At 69.2% G+C, this 18,685-nt stretch carries 17 protein-coding genes; 13 read left to right on the forward strand and 4 right to left on the reverse strand.

The features are described from left to right. The first annotated feature begins 58 nt into the window (after positions 1–58). The 4 genes from AC3FMM_RS29295 (at position 59) to AC3FMM_RS29310 (ending at position 5,365) form a co-directional block, all read left to right on the forward strand. Entirely contained in the window at positions 59–2,011 is a 1,953-nt protein-coding gene (locus AC3FMM_RS29295) for a lytic transglycosylase domain-containing protein (protein WP_115707872.1), read from the forward strand. Between the two features lie 133 nt (positions 2,012–2,144). Next, complete coding sequence (locus AC3FMM_RS29300; RefSeq protein ID WP_115707874.1) at positions 2,145–3,167, forward strand: complex I NDUFA9 subunit family protein; 1,023 nt, start codon at positions 2,145–2,147, stop codon at positions 3,165–3,167. Positions 3,168–3,353: 186 nt separating this feature from the next. Continuing rightward, positions 3,354–4,052: a glutathione S-transferase family protein gene (locus AC3FMM_RS29305; RefSeq protein ID WP_115707876.1), complete on the forward strand. Its 699-nt coding sequence runs from the start codon at positions 3,354–3,356 to the stop codon at positions 4,050–4,052. A gap of 62 nt (positions 4,053–4,114) precedes the next feature. Next, positions 4,115–5,365 (forward strand): multifunctional CCA addition/repair protein, encoded by a 1,251-nt coding sequence (locus AC3FMM_RS29310; RefSeq protein WP_488687889.1) that lies wholly within the window; start codon positions 4,115–4,117, stop codon positions 5,363–5,365. 27 nt (positions 5,366–5,392) lie between these two features. Here the strand turns inward: AC3FMM_RS29310 and AC3FMM_RS29315 are convergent, their stop codons facing one another. Continuing rightward, positions 5,393–5,587, reverse strand: a complete 195-nt coding sequence (locus AC3FMM_RS29315; RefSeq protein ID WP_012351539.1) for a DUF2905 domain-containing protein — start codon at positions 5,585–5,587, stop codon at positions 5,393–5,395. Between the two features lie 16 nt (positions 5,588–5,603). Beyond that, positions 5,604–6,815, reverse strand: a complete 1,212-nt coding sequence (locus AC3FMM_RS29320) for a class I SAM-dependent methyltransferase (protein ID WP_116312064.1) — start codon at positions 6,813–6,815, stop codon at positions 5,604–5,606. A gap of 15 nt (positions 6,816–6,830) precedes the next feature. Here AC3FMM_RS29320 and AC3FMM_RS29325 point away from each other — a divergent pair, with 15 nt between their 5' ends. The 3 genes from AC3FMM_RS29325 to ttcA all read left to right on the forward strand — a co-directional run bounded on the left by AC3FMM_RS29325 (position 6,831) and on the right by ttcA (position 9,195). Then, entirely contained in the window at positions 6,831–7,676 is an 846-nt protein-coding gene (locus tag AC3FMM_RS29325; protein WP_116312065.1) for an SDR family oxidoreductase, read from the forward strand. 69 nt (positions 7,677–7,745) lie between these two features. Then, entirely contained in the window at positions 7,746–8,147 is a 402-nt protein-coding gene (locus AC3FMM_RS29330; protein ID WP_115707883.1) for a dihydroneopterin aldolase, read from the forward strand. A gap of 109 nt (positions 8,148–8,256) precedes the next feature. Then, positions 8,257–9,195 (forward strand): tRNA 2-thiocytidine(32) synthetase TtcA, encoded by a 939-nt coding sequence (ttcA, locus tag AC3FMM_RS29335; RefSeq protein ID WP_116312066.1) that lies wholly within the window; start codon positions 8,257–8,259, stop codon positions 9,193–9,195. A gap of 69 nt (positions 9,196–9,264) precedes the next feature. Here ttcA and AC3FMM_RS29340 read toward each other — a convergent pair whose 3' ends face one another. Then, the gene (locus tag AC3FMM_RS29340; RefSeq protein ID WP_172581711.1) at positions 9,265–10,092 is read right to left on the reverse strand and encodes a DUF6279 family lipoprotein; all 828 of its coding nucleotides are present in this window, start codon (positions 10,090–10,092) and stop codon (positions 9,265–9,267) included. A gap of 302 nt (positions 10,093–10,394) precedes the next feature. Between AC3FMM_RS29340 and glmU the strand changes: the two genes are divergently transcribed. After that, complete coding sequence (glmU, locus tag AC3FMM_RS29345; protein ID WP_488687893.1) at positions 10,395–11,759, forward strand: bifunctional UDP-N-acetylglucosamine diphosphorylase/glucosamine-1-phosphate N-acetyltransferase GlmU; 1,365 nt, start codon at positions 10,395–10,397, stop codon at positions 11,757–11,759. A gap of 89 nt (positions 11,760–11,848) precedes the next feature. Then, the gene (gene glmS / locus AC3FMM_RS29350; RefSeq protein WP_115705562.1) at positions 11,849–13,687 is read left to right on the forward strand and encodes a glutamine--fructose-6-phosphate transaminase (isomerizing); all 1,839 of its coding nucleotides are present in this window, start codon (positions 11,849–11,851) and stop codon (positions 13,685–13,687) included. 85 nt (positions 13,688–13,772) lie between these two features. On the opposite strand, the gene AC3FMM_RS29355 is transcribed toward glmS, so the two are convergent. Next, a complete protein-coding gene (locus AC3FMM_RS29355; protein ID WP_115679206.1) occupies positions 13,773–14,408 on the reverse strand; it encodes a TetR/AcrR family transcriptional regulator in 636 nt (211 codons plus the stop codon). 158 nt (positions 14,409–14,566) lie between these two features. Here AC3FMM_RS29355 and AC3FMM_RS29360 point away from each other — a divergent pair, with 158 nt between their 5' ends. The 4 genes from AC3FMM_RS29360 to AC3FMM_RS29375 are packed head-to-tail and all read left to right on the forward strand — an operon-like array spanning position 14,567 to position 18,672. After that, a complete protein-coding gene (locus AC3FMM_RS29360; protein WP_488687896.1) occupies positions 14,567–15,631 on the forward strand; it encodes a phosphotransferase family protein in 1,065 nt (354 codons plus the stop codon). Between the two features lie 2 nt (positions 15,632–15,633). Next, positions 15,634–16,020, forward strand: coding sequence for a DUF6285 domain-containing protein (locus tag AC3FMM_RS29365; protein ID WP_488687898.1), 387 nt, complete (start codon positions 15,634–15,636; stop codon positions 16,018–16,020). Then, entirely contained in the window at positions 16,017–17,309 is a 1,293-nt protein-coding gene (locus AC3FMM_RS29370; RefSeq protein ID WP_115707895.1) for an acyl-CoA dehydrogenase family protein, read from the forward strand. Before AC3FMM_RS29365 ends, AC3FMM_RS29370 begins: the two co-directional genes overlap by 4 nt. A 52-nt stretch (positions 17,310–17,361) precedes the next feature. Further along, positions 17,362–18,672 carry an MFS transporter gene (locus AC3FMM_RS29375; protein ID WP_116312071.1) on the forward strand — a complete coding sequence of 437 codons (1,311 nt, stop codon included), beginning with the start codon at positions 17,362–17,364 and terminating at the stop codon, positions 18,670–18,672. Positions 18,673–18,685 lie beyond the last annotated feature (13 nt).

The raw sequence follows: 18,685 nt of genomic DNA on the forward strand, positions 1-18,685 counted from the left end.
CGCGGTTTTCGGCACACGGTGCAGGCGCGGGCGCCGCCGTCATCGACAAGGAAGAAGAATGCTGAAGGGAGTATATCTGCAGCGTGCAGGGCGGGCCGCCTGGATCGCGCTTGCATGTGCATTGCTTGTCACGCCCGTCCACGCGCAAAAGCGCCCGCAGGCGGTCACGCGCGCGCCCTCGACGGTGATCCCCAGCGATCCCGACGAGGCCTTCGCCGCGCTGCGCGAAGCCGCGCGCAAGAACGACGTCGAACGCGCCTACGCGATCTCGGCCACGCTGGTCGATTACCCGGTGCCGTCCTATGTCGAGTACTTCCGCATCAAGCCGCAGTTGTTCGACGCCAGCGGCCTGGCCCGCATCGATGCGCCTGACGACCAGGTGCGCGTGTTCCTGCAGCGCTACAAGGGCGACGCGATTGCCGACCGCATGCGCAATGACTGGCTGCTGGTGCTGGGCAAGAAGCGCGACTGGGCCAATTTCGATGTCGAATACCCGCAGTTCGCGCTCAAGGACGATACCCAGGTCGAGTGCTATGCGCTGCTGTCGCGTGCGCTCAAGGGTCAGAACGTGGCCGCCGATGCGCGCAACGTGCTGAGCGACCCCAGGTACTACGGCGAAGGCTGCGTCGACCTGATCGGCTATCTGGTCCAGAGCCAGCAGATCCAGCGCAGCGACGTGGCCTTCCAGGCGCGCCTGGCGCTGGAGCAGAACTACCTCACGCTGGCCGGCAAGATCGCAGCGCTGCTGCCCGACGCACGCGTGGACGGCGATACCCTTGCCACCATCGTCAAGATGGCGCGCTCCGACCCGTCGCAGGCGGCGGCCTACCTGGCCACGGCCCAGGGCGCGCTGTCGCGCGACGAGCAGGGTGCGGCCTGGGGCGTGATCGGCCAGTTCGCGGCCAAGAAGCTGCTGCCCGAGGCGGCCGGCTACTACCGCCGCCAGATGGACCTGGGCGGCAACCAGTGGCTGTCCGACGACACCCAGGAATGGCGCGTGCGCGCCGCGCTGCGCCAGGGCGACTGGAAGCAGGTGCGCCAGGCGGTCGAGCTGATGCGTCCGGAGCTGCGCGCCAAGGACCCCGCCTGGATCTACTGGTACGGCCGCGCGCTCAAGGCCGACGGCCGCGACACCGAGGCCCAGCAGAACTTCCAGCAGATTGCCGGGCAGTTCAACTTCTACGGCCAGCTGGCCAGCGAGGAACTGGGCAACCGCATTACGCTGCCGCCGCGCACCACCGTCAGCGACGCCGAGGCCATGGCGATGCGCTCGCGCCCCGGTTTTCAGCGCGCGCAGAAGTTCTACGCCATGAACCTGCGTTTCGAGGGCAACCGCGAATGGAACTGGGAACTGCGCAACATGAGCGACCGCGAGCTGCTGGCCGCGGCCGAATATGCGCGCCGCCTGGAGCTGCTCGACCGCACCGTCAACTCGGCCGACCGCACCCGCAACGAGCATGATTTCGCGCTGCGCTTCCTGATGCCGTACCGCGACATCATGCAGCGCGCCACCGACGAGGTTGGCCTCGACATGGCATGGGTGTACGGCCTGATCCGCCAGGAATCGCGCTTCATCATGAATGCGCGCTCGTCGGCGGGGGCGCATGGCCTGATGCAGGTGATGCCCGCGACGGCGAAATACGTGGCGCGCAAGATCGGCATGAGCGACTTTTCGCCGTCGATGATGGCCGACCCCACCGTCAACATCCAGCTTGGCACCAACTACCTGAACATGGTGCTGACCGACCTGGACAGCTCCTGGACGCTGGCCTCGGCCGCTTACAACGCCGGCCCGGGCCGCCCCAAGGCCTGGCGCAGCACGCTGGTGCGGCCGGTGGAAGGCGCGATCTTTGCAGAGACCATCCCGTTCAATGAAACGCGCGGCTATGTGAAGAATGTGCTTTCCAACGCTACGTACTATGCTGCATTGATGAGTGGCCGGCCGCAGTCGCTGAAGTCGCGCCTGGGCACGGTCGCGCCGTCGGCGGTGACCACCACCAGCCTGCCCTGAAGTCGTTGGTTCTGGTCCGCCTGCCCCGGCATGGGGCGGGTCGGACTGGCACGACGGGCCTGCCGGCGTAGCGCCGCAGGCCCGGGCTGGGCGCGGGTGCCGCGGCGTGCTTCTTTCCTGGCACGGAGGCAACATGCAGACCAGCAACGTCCTCGTCATCGGTGGCGCCGGCTTCATCGGCAGCCATCTCGTCTCGCGCCTGGCCGGCGCCGCCTCGGCCTCGGGCGCGCCGCTGGAGCCCGGCGCCAATCCCGATTCCCCCATTGCCCCGGATCGCATCGTGGTCGGCACGCGCAATGTCGAGCATGCGCAGCACCTGCTGCTGCTGCCGCGCGTCGAGGTGGTCGAGCTCGGGCTGGCCGACAATGCCGCGCTGGACGATGCGATTGGCTCGCTTGGCGTCGACGGCATTGTCGTGAACCTGGTGGGCGTGCTGCACGGCGAGCGTGCCGATCCCTACGGCGACGCCTTTGCCAGCGCGCATGTGGAACTGGTGCGGCAGATCGTGGCATCCTGCCTGTCCACCGGCGTGCGCCGGCTGTTGCATATGAGCGCGCTCGGCGCCGACAGCAATGGACCGTCGATGTACCTGCGCAGCAAAGGCGACGGCGAGCGCATCGTGCGCGCCAGCGGGCTCGACTGGACCATCTTCCGGCCCTCGGTGGTGTTCGGCCCCGACGACCATTTCCTCAACCTGTTCGCCCACATGCAGCAGCTGGCGCCGGTGGTGCCGCTGGCGTGCGCGCATGCGCGCTTCCAGCCGGTGTTCGTGCAGGACGTGGTGCAGGCCTACCTGAACGCCATGGTGAATCCGGCCACCATCGGCCATGGTTATGAGCTGGGCGGGCCGCAGGTCTATACGCTGGAGGAACTGGTGCGCTTTGCCGGGCGCGCCTCGGGCCATCCGCGCCCGGTGATCGCGCTGCCCGATGCGCTGGCGCGGGTGCAGGCCGCGGTCATGGAGCATATGCCGGGCGAGCCGCTGCTGTCGCGCGACAACCTGGATTCGATGCAGCTCGACAATGTGCTGCAGCGCCCGCTGGCGCCGGAGCTGAACCTGAACCCCGTGCATCTCGAGGCGGTGATGACCGACGCGCTGTCCGGGCGCAACCGCGATGCCGCGCTGACCCACATGCGCGCCAGCGTGCACCGCTGAGGCCGTGGCCTATGTGACCGGATTTCATATCGGTTGCGAGCGCAATTCACTTTGACGCGGGCGGCCGCGCTGGCAAAATGACTGGTCCGGCGCGCGGCTGCCACGCCGTCCCGCGGGCTGCGGGGCGTGGCTTGCGGCCCGCTCCGTGCCGTCTCTCCCTCCGTTTCCTCCCCCAAGGACCTCACGATGAAGCTCGTCATCGGCAACAAGAACTATTCCTCCTGGTCGCTGCGCCCGTGGCTGCTGCTGCGCCAGGCCGGCATTGAATTCGAGGAAGTGCAGGTGCGCCTGTTCACCGGCAGCTTCGCCGCCGAGATCGCCCGCTACTCGCCCGCGGGCAAGGTGCCGGTGCTGGTCGATGGCGATGTCACCGTGTGGGATTCGCTGGCGATCTCCGAATACGTGGCCGAGCGCTTCCCCGACCAGCAGCTGTGGCCGGCCGACCCGGCCGAGCGCGCGGTCGCGCGCGCGATCTGCGCCGAGATGCATTCCGGCTTCACCAACGTGCGCAACCAGTTGCCGATGAACGTGACCGCGGTGCTGCCCGGACGCGGCTGGAACGTGGCGGTGCAGCGCGAGGTGGAGCGGATCGCCGCGATCTGGGACGGGCTGCGCAAGCAGCATGGCGCGCGCGGGCCGTTCCTGTTCGGCACCTTCACCGTGGCCGACGCGTTCTATGCGCCGGTGGTGAGCCGCTTCGCCACCTACGGCATCCACCTGCCGGACGATCGCGAAGACGCCAAGGCCTATGCCGATTTCATGCTGGCGCTGCCGGCGATGCAGCAATGGATTGCCGGCGCGCGCGAGGAACGCGACTTCCTGGCCGACGACGAACCGTACCGCCTGGCCCCGGACCGTGCCGATGCGATAATCGTCAGCCACTAGCAATAGCGCCGGCGCCGGGCCACTACCGGATGACCCGTGCCGGCGCATGAAAAGGCCAAAACATGCAGGTGTATGCGGTGGGCGGCGCGATCCGCGACGAACTGCTGGGCAAGCCCAGCCAGGACCGCGACTACGTGGTCGTCGGCGCGACCCCGGCCGAAATGGAAGCCGCCGGCTATCGCCCGGTGGGCAAGGATTTTCCGGTGTTCCTGCATCCGCGCACCCAGGAGGAGTACGCGCTGGCCCGCACCGAGCGCAAGACCGCGATGGGCTACAAGGGCTTTGCCTTCTACTGCGAGCCCGACGTCACGCTCGAGGACGACCTGGTCCGGCGCGACCTGACCATCAACGCGATGGCGCGCGCGGTAGATGCCGACGGCAACCTGACCGGGCCCGTGATCGACCCGCACGGCGGCCAGCGCGACCTGGCCGCGCGGCTGTTCCGCCATGTCTCCGACGCCTTTGCCGAAGACCCGGTGCGCATCCTGCGGCTGGCGCGCTTCGCCGCGCGCTTCCACGACTTCAGCGTCGCCGCCGAGACCATGCGCCTGATGCGCGAGATGGTCGCCGCGGGCGAGGTCGATGCGCTGGTGCCCGAGCGCGTGTGGCAGGAGCTGGCGCGCGGGTTGATGGAGGCACGGCCGTCGCGGATGTTCGAGGTGCTGCGCGACTGTGGCGCGCTGGCGCGGCTGCTGCCCGAGCTGGAGCGCTTGTGGGGCGTGCCGCAGCGCGCCGACTTCCACCCCGAGGTCGATACCGGCGTGCACGTGATGATGGTGATCGACTGCGCCGCCGCGCTCGATGCGCCGCTGCCGGTGCGCTTTGCCGCGCTGGTGCATGACCTGGGCAAGGGCACCACGCCCGAAGACGTGCTGCCGCGCCATATCGGCCACGAGCTGCGCAGCGTCAAGCTGCTGGAACAGGTCTGCGCGCGCCTGCGCGTGCCCAACGAATGCCGCGACCTGGCGCTGGTGGTGGCGCGCGAGCATGGCAACATCCACCGCTCGCTGGAGTTCGGCGCCGCCGCCGTGGTGCGGCTGCTGGAACGCTGCGATGCGCTGCGCAAGCCCGCGCGCTTCGCGCAGGCGCTGCAGGCCTGCGAGGCGGACAAGCGCGGGCGCAAGGGCTTCGAGCACAGCGAATACCCGCAGGCGGCGCGCCTGCTGGCGGCGCGCGAGGCCGCGGCGTCCGTCGATGCGGGCGCCATCGCGCGTGCCTGCGCCGACAACGTAGCGCAGATCAAGGACCGGGTCCATGCCGCACGGGTGGCGGCGGTGGCGCAGCGGCTCGGGGTGCAGCCGGACGGCGCCTGAGCCGGTCCGGACAGGCGGCCGCAGGCCCTACAGCAGCTTGCCGATCACCAGCGCAATCAGCGAAATCAGGATCGTCGACGCGAACGGCAGCACGAATTCGCGCCCGAACACGCGGAAGCGCACATCGCCGGGCAGCCGGCCCAGCCCCACCTTCTGCAGCCATGGCAGCGCCGCGGACAGGATGATCACGCTCAGGAAGATGGTCAGGGTCCAGCGCAGCATGGCGGCTCCGGTGCCGTTACAGGGCGTGGCTGCGGTCGCCGCGGGCAAAGCCGGCCAGCGGCTCGCTGTGTTCCAGTCCGCGGTCGAGCCCGCGCGTGAGCGCGATCACCTTGAACAGTTCGCCCATCTCGGCCTCGGACAGCAGCTTCTGCACCGCATTGGCCTGCGGCAGGAAGGCGCGCGCGTCGGACGGGTCCAGCGTCATCAGCAGCTCGGTGATGCCGGCGTTCATCAGGAAGCGCGCCTGCGAGGCAAAGCCAGCCACGGTCAGCCCTGACTCGACCGCCGCGTGCGCGATGCCGCTGAAGTTGACGTGCGCGGTGATGTCCTGCAAGCCGGGGTACAGGAACGGGTCGGGGTGCGCATGATGGCGGTAGTGGCACATCAGCGTGCCGCCGGCGCGCTGCGGGTGGTAGTACTCGCCGCCGGGGAAGCCGTAGTCGATGAAGAAGGCCGCGCCGCGCGCCAGCATGGCGCCGACCGCGCGCGTGAAGCCCTCGGCCTCGGCATGGGTCTCGGTGACCAGGTCGTGGTCGCCGGGGATGGCGCGCAGCGCCTCGGGCACGTCGGCGGCGGCCAGCGCGCGGTCTTCGAAGCGGAAGGCGGGCGCGCCGCCTTCGGCCTGCAGCGCGGCACGCACCACGCCGCGCTCATGCCAGCTGCCGTCGCGGCGCGCATACAACTGCACCGGCATCGCATCCAGCACTTCATTGCCGACGATCACGCCTTCGAAAGCGGCAGGCAAGGTATCGAGCCAGGTGACGCGTTCGGCCAGGTGCGGTGCGCGCCGGGCCAGCGTGTCCTGCTGGCGCGCGCGCAGCTCGCCCGACAGCTCGACGATGGCGTAGGTGTCGGGCAATTGCCCTTCCTGTTCCAGTCCCAGCAGCAGGTCCGCCGCCAGCCGGCCGGTGCCGGCGCCGAATTCCAGCAGGCGCGGCAGCCCCTGCGCCAGCAACGGCGCGAACTGGCGTGCCAGCGTGCGGGCAAAGAAGGGGCTCAGTTCCGGGGCGGTGATGAAATCGCTGCCGTCGCGGGCATCGCGGCCGAACTTGGCCGAGCCACCGCTGTAATAGCCCAGGCCGGGCGCGTACAGCGCCAGCGCCATGTAGCGGTCAAAGCCGATCCAGCCGCCGGCTGCATCGATCGATTCGCCAATACGGGCCGTAAGGGTATCGGAGGCGGCCTGCGCGTCGGCGGGGGGAAGGGGTAAACTAGCGGCTTTCTGCATCCTGCGATTGTAGCAATGCCCGCATCCGATACTTCCGCCAGCCAGGCTGGCGACAAGGCTGGCCAGCCCGCCGCCCGCGGCGTGGCCCTCGTGACCGGCGGCGCGCGCCGCCTGGGCCGCGCCATCGCGCTGGAACTGGCGGCCCAGGGCTGGGACGTGGCCGTGCACTGCCATCGCTCGGTCGACGAGGCCGAAGCCCTCGCCACGCAGATCCGCGCGCTCGGCCGCCGCGCCGCGGTGCTGCGCGCCGACCTCGCCGACGAGGCCGCCACCAGCCGGTTGGTGGCCGACTGCACCGCCGCTCTGGGCGTGCCGACCTGCCTGGTCAACAATGCCTCGCTGTTCCAGTACGACGTGGCAACGAGTTTTTCGTATGCGTCGCTCGATACGCATATGCGCACCAACGTGGCCGCGCCGCTGCTGCTGGCGCGCGAACTGCACAAGGCGCTGGCCGCGGCCGCGGGCCCGGAGGGCGCCGGCAAGGCCGCCGAGCCGCGCGGCGTGGTGATCAACCTGCTCGACCAGAAGCTCGACAACCTGAACCCGGACTTCCTCTCGTACACGCTCTCCAAGGCCGCGCTGCAGACCGCCACCGTGCAGCTGGCGCAGGCGCTGGCGCCGCGCCTGCGCGTGGTGGGCGTGGCCCCCGGCATCACGCTGGTGTCGGGCGAGCAGTCGGAGCAGAGCTTCCGCCGCGCGCATCGCGTGACGCCGCTGGGCCAGTCGTCCACGCCCGAGGACATCGCCCAGGCGGTGGCCTACCTGGCGCAGGCGCGCGCCGTGACCGGCACCACGCTGTACGTCGACGGCGGCCAGCACCTGATGCCGCTGGCGCGCGACGTGATGTTCCTGACCGAATGACCTGCATCATCGGCCGCGCCTGACCGGCGCGGCACCCCCGCCTTACACTTCCCCTTTTCGTTTGCCGCCATGACCATGCTCGCCGCCCTTTCCCACCCCAGCCTGCAAGACTGCCGACGCATGTTCCTGCGCAACTACGAAGTGCAGATCAATATCGGCGTGCACGAATTCGAGAAGAAGGGCGAGCAGCGCGTGCTGATCAATATCGACCTGTTCGTGCCGCTGGAGGAATGCACGCCGCAGTCCGACAAGCTCGACGAAGTGGTCGACTACGACTTCATGCGCAACACCGTCGCGGCGCGCATGGCGCAGGGCCATGTGCACCTGCAGGAAACGCTGTGCGACGACGTCGCGCGCGCCATGCTGAAGCATCCCAAGGTGCGCGCGGTGCGCGTGTCGACCGAAAAGCCCGACGTGTACCCGGATTGCGATTCGGTCGGGGTCGAGGTCTTCCATATCAAGCAGGCCTGAGCGGTCCTGCCGGCGCCCGCTGCAGCGCGCGGGCGCCTAAAGTAAAATGTTGCCCCTTCGCGCCGCGCCGGCCATTCCATCCGGCGGGCGCCACGCAACAGGATGCTCCATGAGCCACTCGAACAATTTCTATCGCCTCGAGACGAGGCTGCAATCGCAAACCGGCAAGGCCATCGGCGACTTCGGCATGATCGAGGACGGCGACACCGTGCTGGTCTGCATGAGTGGCGGCAAGGACTCGTACACCATGCTGTCGGTCCTGATGGCGCTGCAGAAGCGCGCGCCGATCAAGTTCAAGCTGATCGCGATGAACCTGGACCAGAAGCAGCCCGGCTTCCCGGAACACGTCCTGCCGGAATACCTGAAGTCGGTCGGCGTGGAATATGTGATCGTCGAGGCGGACACCTATTCGATCGTCAAGGAAAAGGTGCCCGAGGGCAAGACCACCTGCTCGCTGTGCTCGCGCCTGCGCCGCGGCGTGATCTACCGCACCGCCAAGGAGCTGGGCGCCAACAAGATCGCGCTGGGCCACCACCGCGACGACATCGTCAACACCTTCTTCCTGAACATGTTCTTCGGCGGCAAGATGAAGGCGATGCCGCCCAAGCTGGCCACCGACGACGGCGCCCACATCGTGATCCGCCCGCTGGCGTACTGCTCGGAGAAGGACATTGCGTCGTACGCACGCGCGATGGAATTCCCGATCATCCCGTGCAACCTGTGCGGCTCGCAGGAAAACCTGCAGCGCAAGAAGGTCAGCGAGATGCTGCAGGAGTGGGAGCGGCAGAACCCGGGCCGCATCGACAATATCTTTTCGGCGCTGCGCAACGTGGTGCCGTCGCACCTGGCGGATACCGAACTGTTCCCGTTCACCGGGCTGGCGACGGGCCTGGCCAAGGTGGACGAGGCCTCGCTGTTCGGCGAGACCACGTTCCAGCAGCAGCCGCTGACCTTTGCCGGCAGCCTCGACGAAAACCGCATGGAGTTCGTGCGCTTCGAGCGCACCCCGGCGGCGGCCCCGGCGGGGGAGCCGGCCGGCACGCAGTAAGCCGTTGCGGCGGCCAAATGACAGAACGCCCGCTCGCGCGGGCGTTTTTCATCGCGGCGGGATGCGGGTTCAGTTTGCCGCCGCCGACTGCACCGGCGGCTGCGACTTCTCGCGCATCAGGGCATGCGTGTCGTCGATCCACTTCTGGAAGCGATCCTGCGCGTGCGCCTTCTGCTGGGGCGTGGTCAGGTTGGCGATCGCCACGGTGAGCGCGATGCCGGCGTGGTTGCCGGCTTCGTGGCTGGCGGCGTGCCGGGCCGGCGGATTCTGCCAGTACTCGCGGAAGCGCCGCAGCAGGTCGATCACCTGTGCCTTGGGCGGCTGCGTGGCCTGCACGAAGCGCACCATCTTGATCCATTCCTGCTGGCGCGCGACGCGCTCGGCATAGCGCGCCTCGGCGTTCTGCACCACCGGCCCGACCTTGACGCGGATCGCCTTCTCCTGCTCGGGAGAGAAGCCGCCGTAGACCAGGCGCGCGTACTCCATCACCTTGTCGAAGCGCGCTTCCTCGCGCTCGGCCGGGTCCGCGTTGAGGAATTTCTTGCGGTACTTGGCGTTGCCCTCGGCAAACTTCTTTTCCATGCGGGTGATCTGCTCGGGCGTCAGCGTCAGCAGGAAGTCGGCCATGTCGGGCATGGCCTGCTCGAACGATCGGCGCGCCAGTTGCTGCGAGGCGTCCTGGAAGTGTGCGACCTTCGCCGGCGTGACCGGCTGGCCTACGTCGGCCTTGGCCTCCTGCAGCAGGCTGGCGATTTCCGGCAGCTGCGCCTTGCGGTGCCAGGCAAAGAAGCGCGCGATCGCCTCGCGCGTCAGCGGCTCCTGGGCCGAGGTGACATCGACATAATTGTCGATCCACCAGTACGCCAGCCGGTCGCCCTGCTGGTAACCGAGCTTCATGGCGCTGCACGCGCACAAGGCCGCGGCGCCGAGAATCACCAAAATACGCCGCGCCCAACAATTGTGAAATTCGGAAACCACGGTCCTTTGCGCAGAAAGCGCCATGTTAAAATCGGCGCGCATCGAAACCGGGCTCCCCTGATGCCGGCCAGCCAAGTCCTGGCAAGGGTTTGCGGGAACAAGCGCAGGCCTGGCGGCAAGCTTTCGCGAGTCCCGGCGGCGCAGTTTGCCGAGCACCGGGCCAAATACCCGTCCGGCGTTTTCCAGAAGATTTTCGGACACACTCACTTAGGGGTCTCCTTGTGAATATCGTCATTCTCGCCGCGGGCATGGGCAAGCGGATGTATTCCGATTTGCCCAAGGTGCTGCACCCGGTAGCCGGGCGGCCCATGCTCGCGCATGTCCTGGATACGGCCCGTGCGCTGTCGCCGTCGCGGCTGGTGGTCGTGGTCGGCCACGGCGCCGCGCGCGTGCGCGAGGCGGTGGCCGCCGACGATGTCGCCTTCGCCGAGCAGGCCCAGCAACTGGGCACGGGCCATGCGGTGATGCAGGCACTTCCCTTGTTGGACGACAACCAGCCTACGTTGGTTCTCTACGGTGACGTGCCGCTCACCAGCGCGGCGACGCTGCAGGCGCTGGTGGCCGAGGCCGGCGCCCGGCGCTTTGGCGTGCTCACCGTGGAAATGCCCGATCCGACCGGCTATGGCCGCATCGTGCGCGACGCGGCGGGCAGCATCGTCCGCATCGTCGAGCAAAAGGACGCGAGCGAAGCCGAGAAGGCCATCCGCGAAATCAACACCGGCATCATCGTGTGCCCGACCGGCCACCTGCGCAAGTGGCTGTCGACGCTGCGCAACGACAATGCCCAGGGCGAGTACTACCTGACCGACACCGTCGAGCGCGCCGTCGCCGATGGCGTCGAGACGGTTTCGGCCCAGCCCGCGGCGGTGTGGGAGACGCTGGGTGTCAACAGCAAGCTGCAGCTGGCCGAGGTCGAGCGCATCCACCAGGGCAACCAGGCCCGGCGCCTGCTCGAGGCCGGCGTGACGCTGCTGGACCCGGCCCGCATCGATGTGCGCGGCGAGCTCACCTGCGGGCGCGATGTCACCATCGACGTCGGCTGCGTGTTCGAGGGCCGCGTGCACCTGGAAGACGGCGTGCGCATCGGCGCCCATTGCGTGGTCCGCAACAGCACCGTCGGCGCCGGCGCGCAGGTGCACCCGTTCTGCCATGTCGACGAGGCCCGGATCGGGCCCACTGGCCGCATCGGGCCGTACGCGCGCCTGCGCCCCGGCACCGAGCTGGGCGAGGACGTGCATATCGGCAACTTCGTCGAGGTCAAGAATGCACAGGTGGCGGCACACAGCAAGGCCAACCACCTGGCTTATGTGGGCGACGCCACGGTGGGGTCGCGTGTCAATATTGGCGCGGGTACCATCACCTGCAACTATGACGGGGTGAACAAGCACCGCACCGTGATCGAGGACGATGTCTTCATCGGCTCCGACACGCAGCTGGTGGCGCCGGTGACGGTGCGCCGCGGCGCCACGCTGGGCGCCGGCACCACGCTCACCAAGGAGGCCCCGGCCGACAAGCTGACGCTGTCGCGGGCCAAGCAGCTGACCATCGACGCCTGGCAGCGTCCGGTCAAGCAGCCGAAGCAGTAAGCACCAGCGCCGCCGGCACCAGGCGGCGCCACAGGATTCATACCGGCGCCAGTGGCCAGAGGGCAGGCGCCAGCAAACGGGGGTTCAGCATGTGTGGCATCGTCGGCGCGGTTTCCACGCGCAACATCGTTCCGGTCCTGATCGAAGGGCTGCGCCGCCTGGAGTATCGCGGCTATGACTCGTGCGGCGTCGCCGTCGTGCGCGACGATGCGGTCGAGCGCGCGCGCACCGTGTCGCGCGTCGCCGACCTCGACGCGCAGACGCAGGCGTCCGGCCTGTCCGGCTTCACTGGCGTGGCGCATACGCGCTGGGCCACGCACGGCAAGCCCGACACCGTCAACGCCCACCCGCACCTGTCGGGCGAGACCATCGCGCTGGTGCACAACGGCATCATCGAGAACTACGAGCCGCTGCGCGAAGAGCTGCGCGCGGTCGGCTACGGCTTCGAGTCGCAGACCGATACCGAGGTGGTCGCCCACCTGATCCACCAGGCCTACAGCTATCCCAGCAGCGCCACGCGTGGCGACCTGTTCGCCTCGGTGCGCGCGGTCACCAAGCGCCTGCACGGCGCCTATGCCATCGCGGTGTTCGCCAAGGACCAGCCCGGCCGCGTGGTCGGCGCGCGCGCCGGCTCGCCGCTGGTGGTGGCGCTGGGCGAGAACGAGTCCTTCCTGGCGTCCGACGCGCTGGCCGTGGCCGGCACCGCCAACCGCATCATCTACCTGGAAGAGGGCGATGTGGTCGAGATCACGCTGGACGGCGTGACCATCCATGACGTCAACGACCACGCGGTCGAGCGCGAAGCGCGCGTGGTCGAAGCCCATGCCGCCTCGGTGGACCTGGGCCCGTACCGCCACTTCATGCAGAAGGAAATCTTCGAGCAGCCGCGCGCGCTGGGCGACACGCTCGAGGGCGTCGAAGGCCTGTCGCCGGACCTGTTCGGCGACAACGCCGCCGAGGTCTTCGCCGGCATCGACAGCGTGCTGATCCTGGCCTGCGGCACCAGCTACTATTCCGGCTGCACCGCCAAGTACTGGCTCGAAAGCATCGCCAGGATCCCGACCCAGGTCGAGGTTGCCAGCGAATACCGCTACCGCGACACCGTGCCCAACCCGCGCGCGCTGGTGGTGGTGATCTCGCAATCGGGCGAAACCGCCGACACCATGGCCGCGCTGCGCCATGCGCGCGCGCTCGGCCACGTCCATACGCTGGCGGTCTGCAACGTCGCCACCAGCGCCATGGTGCGCGAGACCGAACTGCGCTTCCTGACCCGCGCCGGCACCGAGATCGGCGTGGCCTCGACCAAGGCCTTCACCACGCAGCTGGCGGCGCTCTACATGCTGACGCTGTCGCTGGCCAAGACCCGCGGCCTGCTGACCGAAGAGGCCGAGGCCCAGGCGCTGACCAACCTGCGCCACCTGCCGGCCGCGCTGCACGGCGTGCTGGCGCTGGAGCCGCAGATCATCGCCTGGTCCGAAGACTTCGCCCGCCGCGAGAACGCACTGTTCCTCGGCCGCGGCCTGCACTACCCTATCGCGATGGAGGGGGCGCTGAAGCTCAAGGAAATCTCGTATATCCACGCCGAGGCCTACCCGGCCGGCGAGCTCAAGCACGGCCCGCTGGCGCTGGTCACCGAAGCCATGCCGGTGGTCACGGTCGCCCCCAATGACGCGCTGCTGGAGAAGCTCAAGTCCAACATCCAGGAGGTGCGCGCCCGTGGCGGCCGCCTGTACGTGTTTGCCGACAGCGACACCCAGATCCAGTCGTCCGACGGCATCCAGGTGATCCGCATGCCCGAGCACTACGGCGACCTCTCGCCGATCCTGCACGTGGTGCCGCTGCAGCTGCTGGCGTACCACACGGCCTGCGCGCGCGGCACCGACGTCGACAAGCCGCGCAACCTGGCGAAGTCGGTGACGGTGGAGTAAGGCGGGCGATGCCGGCGCGACGCCGGCCGCAAGCTGCAAAGAGGCCCTGCGGGGCCTCTTTTTCATTGGGCTGCCCGCGCTGCCGTTACGCCACCGACAGCAGGAAGGCCCGCGCCATTTCCTGGTCCAGCCGCCGGTCCGACAGCGCGTAGATGCTTTCGCGGTTGATCAGCGCATACAGCAGCGTGCCGGCCAGCGCCTGGTGGGCGAAGCGGATGCGCAGCTCCAGCTCGGGCGACGGGCCGGCCGGATGCAGCCGCGCCAGGCGCGATGCCAGGTCGACGATGTACTGGCGGTTGAGCTGCCGGATCGGGTCTTCGCCGGTGGTGGCACGCACCACCAGCGAGGCGCGCAGCACGCCTTCATTGCGGCAGGCCCAGATGCGGCTGTCGCGCGCCATGGTACGCACCGCGTCTTCCAGCGTCGTCGGCGCATTGTCCAGCTGTGCCAGGCGCGCCGCCATGGCCTCGCGCAGCGTGGCCAGCGCCAGCGCCTGCAGCGCCCTGAAATAGCTGTCCTTGCCGTCGAAGCGGCTGTAGAACGCGCCGGTGGTGACGCCGGCGCGGGCACAGATCTCCTGGATGGACACCTGTTCCAGCGTGCGCTCGCGCAGCAGCCGCCGGCCGGCCTCGAACAGCCGGTGGGTGGTGCGCAGCCCGCTCGCATAACGCGGCGCGGCATAGCCGGCGTGGCCTTCCAGCGCAATCAGCTTTTCTTTCATGACGACCCCGATCGGTTGCGGCAGTGCTTCCGCGTGCCCCTGCTTGTCCGTGTTTTTACTGATGTCATGAACTGTATCAGGCCACCATACTCGCCAAAAACATAATCCATATTATTAATTCAGCCGTGCCGCCACCATGCGGGACTGCCCGGAGACCGATGCACACATCCCCGCCCCCCGACGCGGAAGCCAGCCTGCTGGCCGGCCTGCGCCGCGTCGTATGCCGCGAGTTGCCCGGCTTCGATGCCGAGGCCGGCATCACCCGCCTGCGCCGCCTGTCCGGCGGCGCCAGCCAGGAGACCTGGTCGTTCACGCTGGCCGGGCCGCACGGGCCGGCGCCGATGATCCTGAGGCGCGATCCCGGCGCAGCGGCGCGCCCCGCGGCAACGGTGTCGGCGCTACAGGCGGGCATGGCGGCCGAGGCCGCGCTGCTGCGGCTGGCCGGCGCGGCCGGGGTGCCGGTGCCGGTGGTGCGGGCGATGCTGGCGCCGCAGGACGGCATCGGCGCCGGCTTCGTGATGGACCGTATCGAAGGCGAGACGCTGGGCGGCCGCATCGTGCGCGAGCCGCGGCTGGCGCGGGCGCGCGAACGGCTGGCCTACCAGTGCGGGCAGGCGCTGGCCGCGATCCATGGCATCGACCGCGCCGCGCTGCCGCCGCTGCGCGAGAGCAATGCCGCCGAGGAGGTCGAGGGCTACCTGCGGCGCTATCGGGCGGCGGGCGAGCAGCGCCCGGTGTTCGAGCTGGCCTTCCGCTGGCTGCAGCGCCATGCGCCGGCAACGGGGCGCGCCACGCTGGTCCATGGTGATTTCCGCAACGGCAACCTGATGGTCGACGAGGCGGGCCTGCGCGCGGTGCTGGACTGGGAGCTGGCGCATGTGGGCGATCCGATGACGGACCTGGGCTGGCTGTGCGTGAACTCCTGGCGCTTCGGCTGCACGGGATTGCCGGTGGGTGGCTTCGGCACGCGCGCGCAGCTGTTTGCCGGCTATGCCGACGCGGGCGGCACGGTCGACGCGGGGCGCGTGCGCTTCTGGGAAATCTTCGGCGTGCTCAAGTGGGGCGTGGCCTGCCAGACCATGTCGCGCGCGCCGCAGGGCGGCGGGCCGCGCAGCGTCGAGCGCGCCGCGATCGGCCGGCGCAGTTCCGAAACCGAGATCGACCTGCTCAACCTGCTGCTGCCGCGTGACCATGCGCCGGCCGGCACGGATTACCGAACCTGACCATGCAAGACACCCCCGATGCCGCAGGCCTGATCGACGCGGTGACCGCCTTCCTGCGTGACACCGCGATCCCCAACCTGGGCGGGCGCGCGGCCTTCGACGCGCGCGTGGCCGCCAATGTGCTCGACATCGTCGCGCGCGAACTGCGCCTCGTGCCCGCGGCGCTGGCCGCCGAGCAGGAACGCCTGCGTGCGCTGCTGGGCACCGACGGCACGCTTGCCGAACTGAACCAGCGCCTGTGCGAGGCCATCGCCAGCGGGCGCTTCGAGGCCGCCACGCCCGGACTTGCCGGCCACCTGTGGGCAGTCACGCTGGCCAAGCTTGCCGTCGACCAGCCCGGGTACAGCAGCTATCGCCAGATTGTCGATCGTGAGGAGACGCTTCCGTGAATTTCCATTTGCCGGCCGAGCTGACGGCCTACCTGGACGAGCTCGATGCCTTTATCGAGGCCGAGATCGCACCGCTGCAGGACGAGCACGACAACCAGCGCTTCTTCGACCACCGCCGCGAATGGGCCCGCACCGACTTCGACAACCAGGGCCTGCCGCGCCCCGAGTGGGAGGCGCTGCTGGCCGAGGCCCGCCGCCGCGCCGACCGCGCCGGCCACCTGCGCTTCGCGCTGCCGGCGGAGTACGGCGGCCGGGATGGCGGCAACCTGTGGATGGCCGTGATCCGCGAGCACCTGGCGGCCAAGGGCCTGGGTTTGCACAATGACCTGCAGAACGAGCACTCGATCGTCGGCAACAAGCCGTTCGTGCTGGTGCTGCGCGATTTCGGCAGCGATGCGCAACGCGCCACGCTGATCCCGGGCATGCTGGACGAGACCGTGAAGCTGAGCTTCGGCCTGACCGAGCCAGAGCACGGGTCCGACGCCACCCACATGGCCACGCGCGCGCGGCCCGAGCCGCGCGGCGGGCGCGGCGGCTGGCGCATCGACGGCGAGAAGATGTGGACCACCGGCCTGCACACCGCCACGCATGTGGTGCTGTTCGCGCGCACCAGCGGCGAGGACGGCGATGCCCGCGGCATCACCGCGTTCCTGGTCCCGGCGCACAGCGAAGGCGTGCGCGTGGAAGAGTATCTGTGGACCTTCAACATGCCCACCGACCATCCGCGCGTGAGCTTCAGCGGGGTCTGGGTGCCGGATGACGCGGTGCTCGGGCAACCGGGCGCGGGCCTCGCCATCGCCCAGCATTTCGTGCATGAGAACCGCATTCGCCAGGCCGCCGCGAGCCTGGGCGCGGCCGAGTACTGCATCCGCGAGAGCGTGAAGTACGCGCGCCGGCGCAAGCCCTTCGGGCAGGAGCTGGCGCGCAACCAGGGCATCCAGTTCCCGCTGGTGGACCTGGCCACGCGTGCCGAGATGCTGCGCGCGTTTATCCGCCAGACCGCCTGGGAAATGGACCGGATGCCCAAGCGCGAGGTGGAGAAGCGCCTGTCGGACAAGGTCTCGATGTGTAATTACACCGCCAACCGCCTGTGCTGCGAGGCCGCCGACACGGCGATGCAGGTGCACGGCGGGCTGGGCTATTCGCGCCACAAGCCGTTCGAGCACATCTACCGCCACCATCGCCGCTACCGCATCACCGAGGGCTCGGACGAGATCCAGATGCGCAAGGTCGGCGCCTACCTGTTCGGCTATATCGGCCGCGACGGCGGCGGGCCGGCGCATCAGTAAGGGGCCCCTGATGCCGGCCGCGGCTGGCATCCCATTGTTCCGGGAGACACGCATGAATCCATCCTACCAGCCGCGCCGCGCGTGGCTGACCGCAGTGCTGTTGTTCTTCTTCCTGGTGGTCAACGCCATGGACAAGATGGTGGTGGGCCTGCTGGCCGCGCCGATGATGGCCGAACTGGGGCTGACGCCGGCGCAGTTCGGCCTGGTCGGCAGCAGCTTCTTCTGGCTGTTCGCGGTGTCCGGCGTGCTGGGCGGCTTCCTGGCCAATCGCACGCCGACGTCGCGGCTGCTGATCCTGATGGCGCTGGCGTGGTCGCTGTGCCAGATCCCGATCGCGCTGTCGTCCAGCCTGGCGGTGCTGATCGTCTCGCGCGTGCTGCTCGGTTTCATGGAAGGGCCGGCCGCGCCGGTGGCGATCCATGCCTGCTACAAATGGTTTCCGAACAACCGGCGCAACCTGCCGGTGGCGGTGCTGACGCAGGGGGCGGGCATCGGCATCGTGCTGGCGGGCCTGCTGATTCCGGCGGTGGCCGCGCACTGGGGCTGGCGCACCAACTTCTACCTGCTGGCAGTGCTGGGCGTGGTGTGGGCGGTGGCCTGGATCGCGCTGGGGCGCGAAGGCTCGCTGGACGAACGTCCGATCGCGCACGGCAACGCTGGCATCGCCGCGCCGCAGCGGCTGCCGTATCGCGTGCTGCTGAGCGATCCCACGGTGCTGGGCTGCTTTGCCCTGCGGCTGGCGGCGTACTGGGGCCTGGCGCTGTGCCTGACCTGGATCCCGGCCTACCTGCAAAGCGGGCTGGGCTTCGACCATGCCGTCAGCGGCAAGCTGTTCGCGCTGATCGTCGGCACCAACCTGCCGCTGACCATCGCTATCGCATGGTGCTCGGAACGGCTGCTGGCACGCGGGGTGTCGTCGCGGCTGGCGCGCGGCCGGGTCTCGGCGGGCATGCTGCTGCTGGCGGGCGGCTTCTTCCTGTTGCTGCTGTGGCCAGGCACCACGCCCGCCATGCGCGTGGGGCTGCTGGTGCTGGGCTGCGTGTGCGCGCCGGCGATCTATTCGCTCGGCCCGGCGATGCTGGCCGAGGTGGTGCCGGCCGGGCAGCGCGGCGCGGTGCTGGCGATCGATGCCTCGGTATCGTCGGTGGCCGGCGTGCTGGCGCCGCTGGTGACGGGCGTGCTGGTGCAGAACGCGCCCGGCGCGCGCGGCTTTGAACTGGGGCTGGCGCTGTGCGGCGCGCTGATGGTGGTGGCGGCGCTGGCCGGGCTGTGCGTGGTCAACCCCGAGCGCTCGCGCCAGCGCATGGCCGCGCGGCTGCCGGCGGGCGGCCAGGCCGGACAACCCGCAGTGGCTGCGGGCTGACCGCCTCGCATCA

The sequence above is a fragment of the Cupriavidus sp. 207A1 genome, from assembly GCF_057798955.1.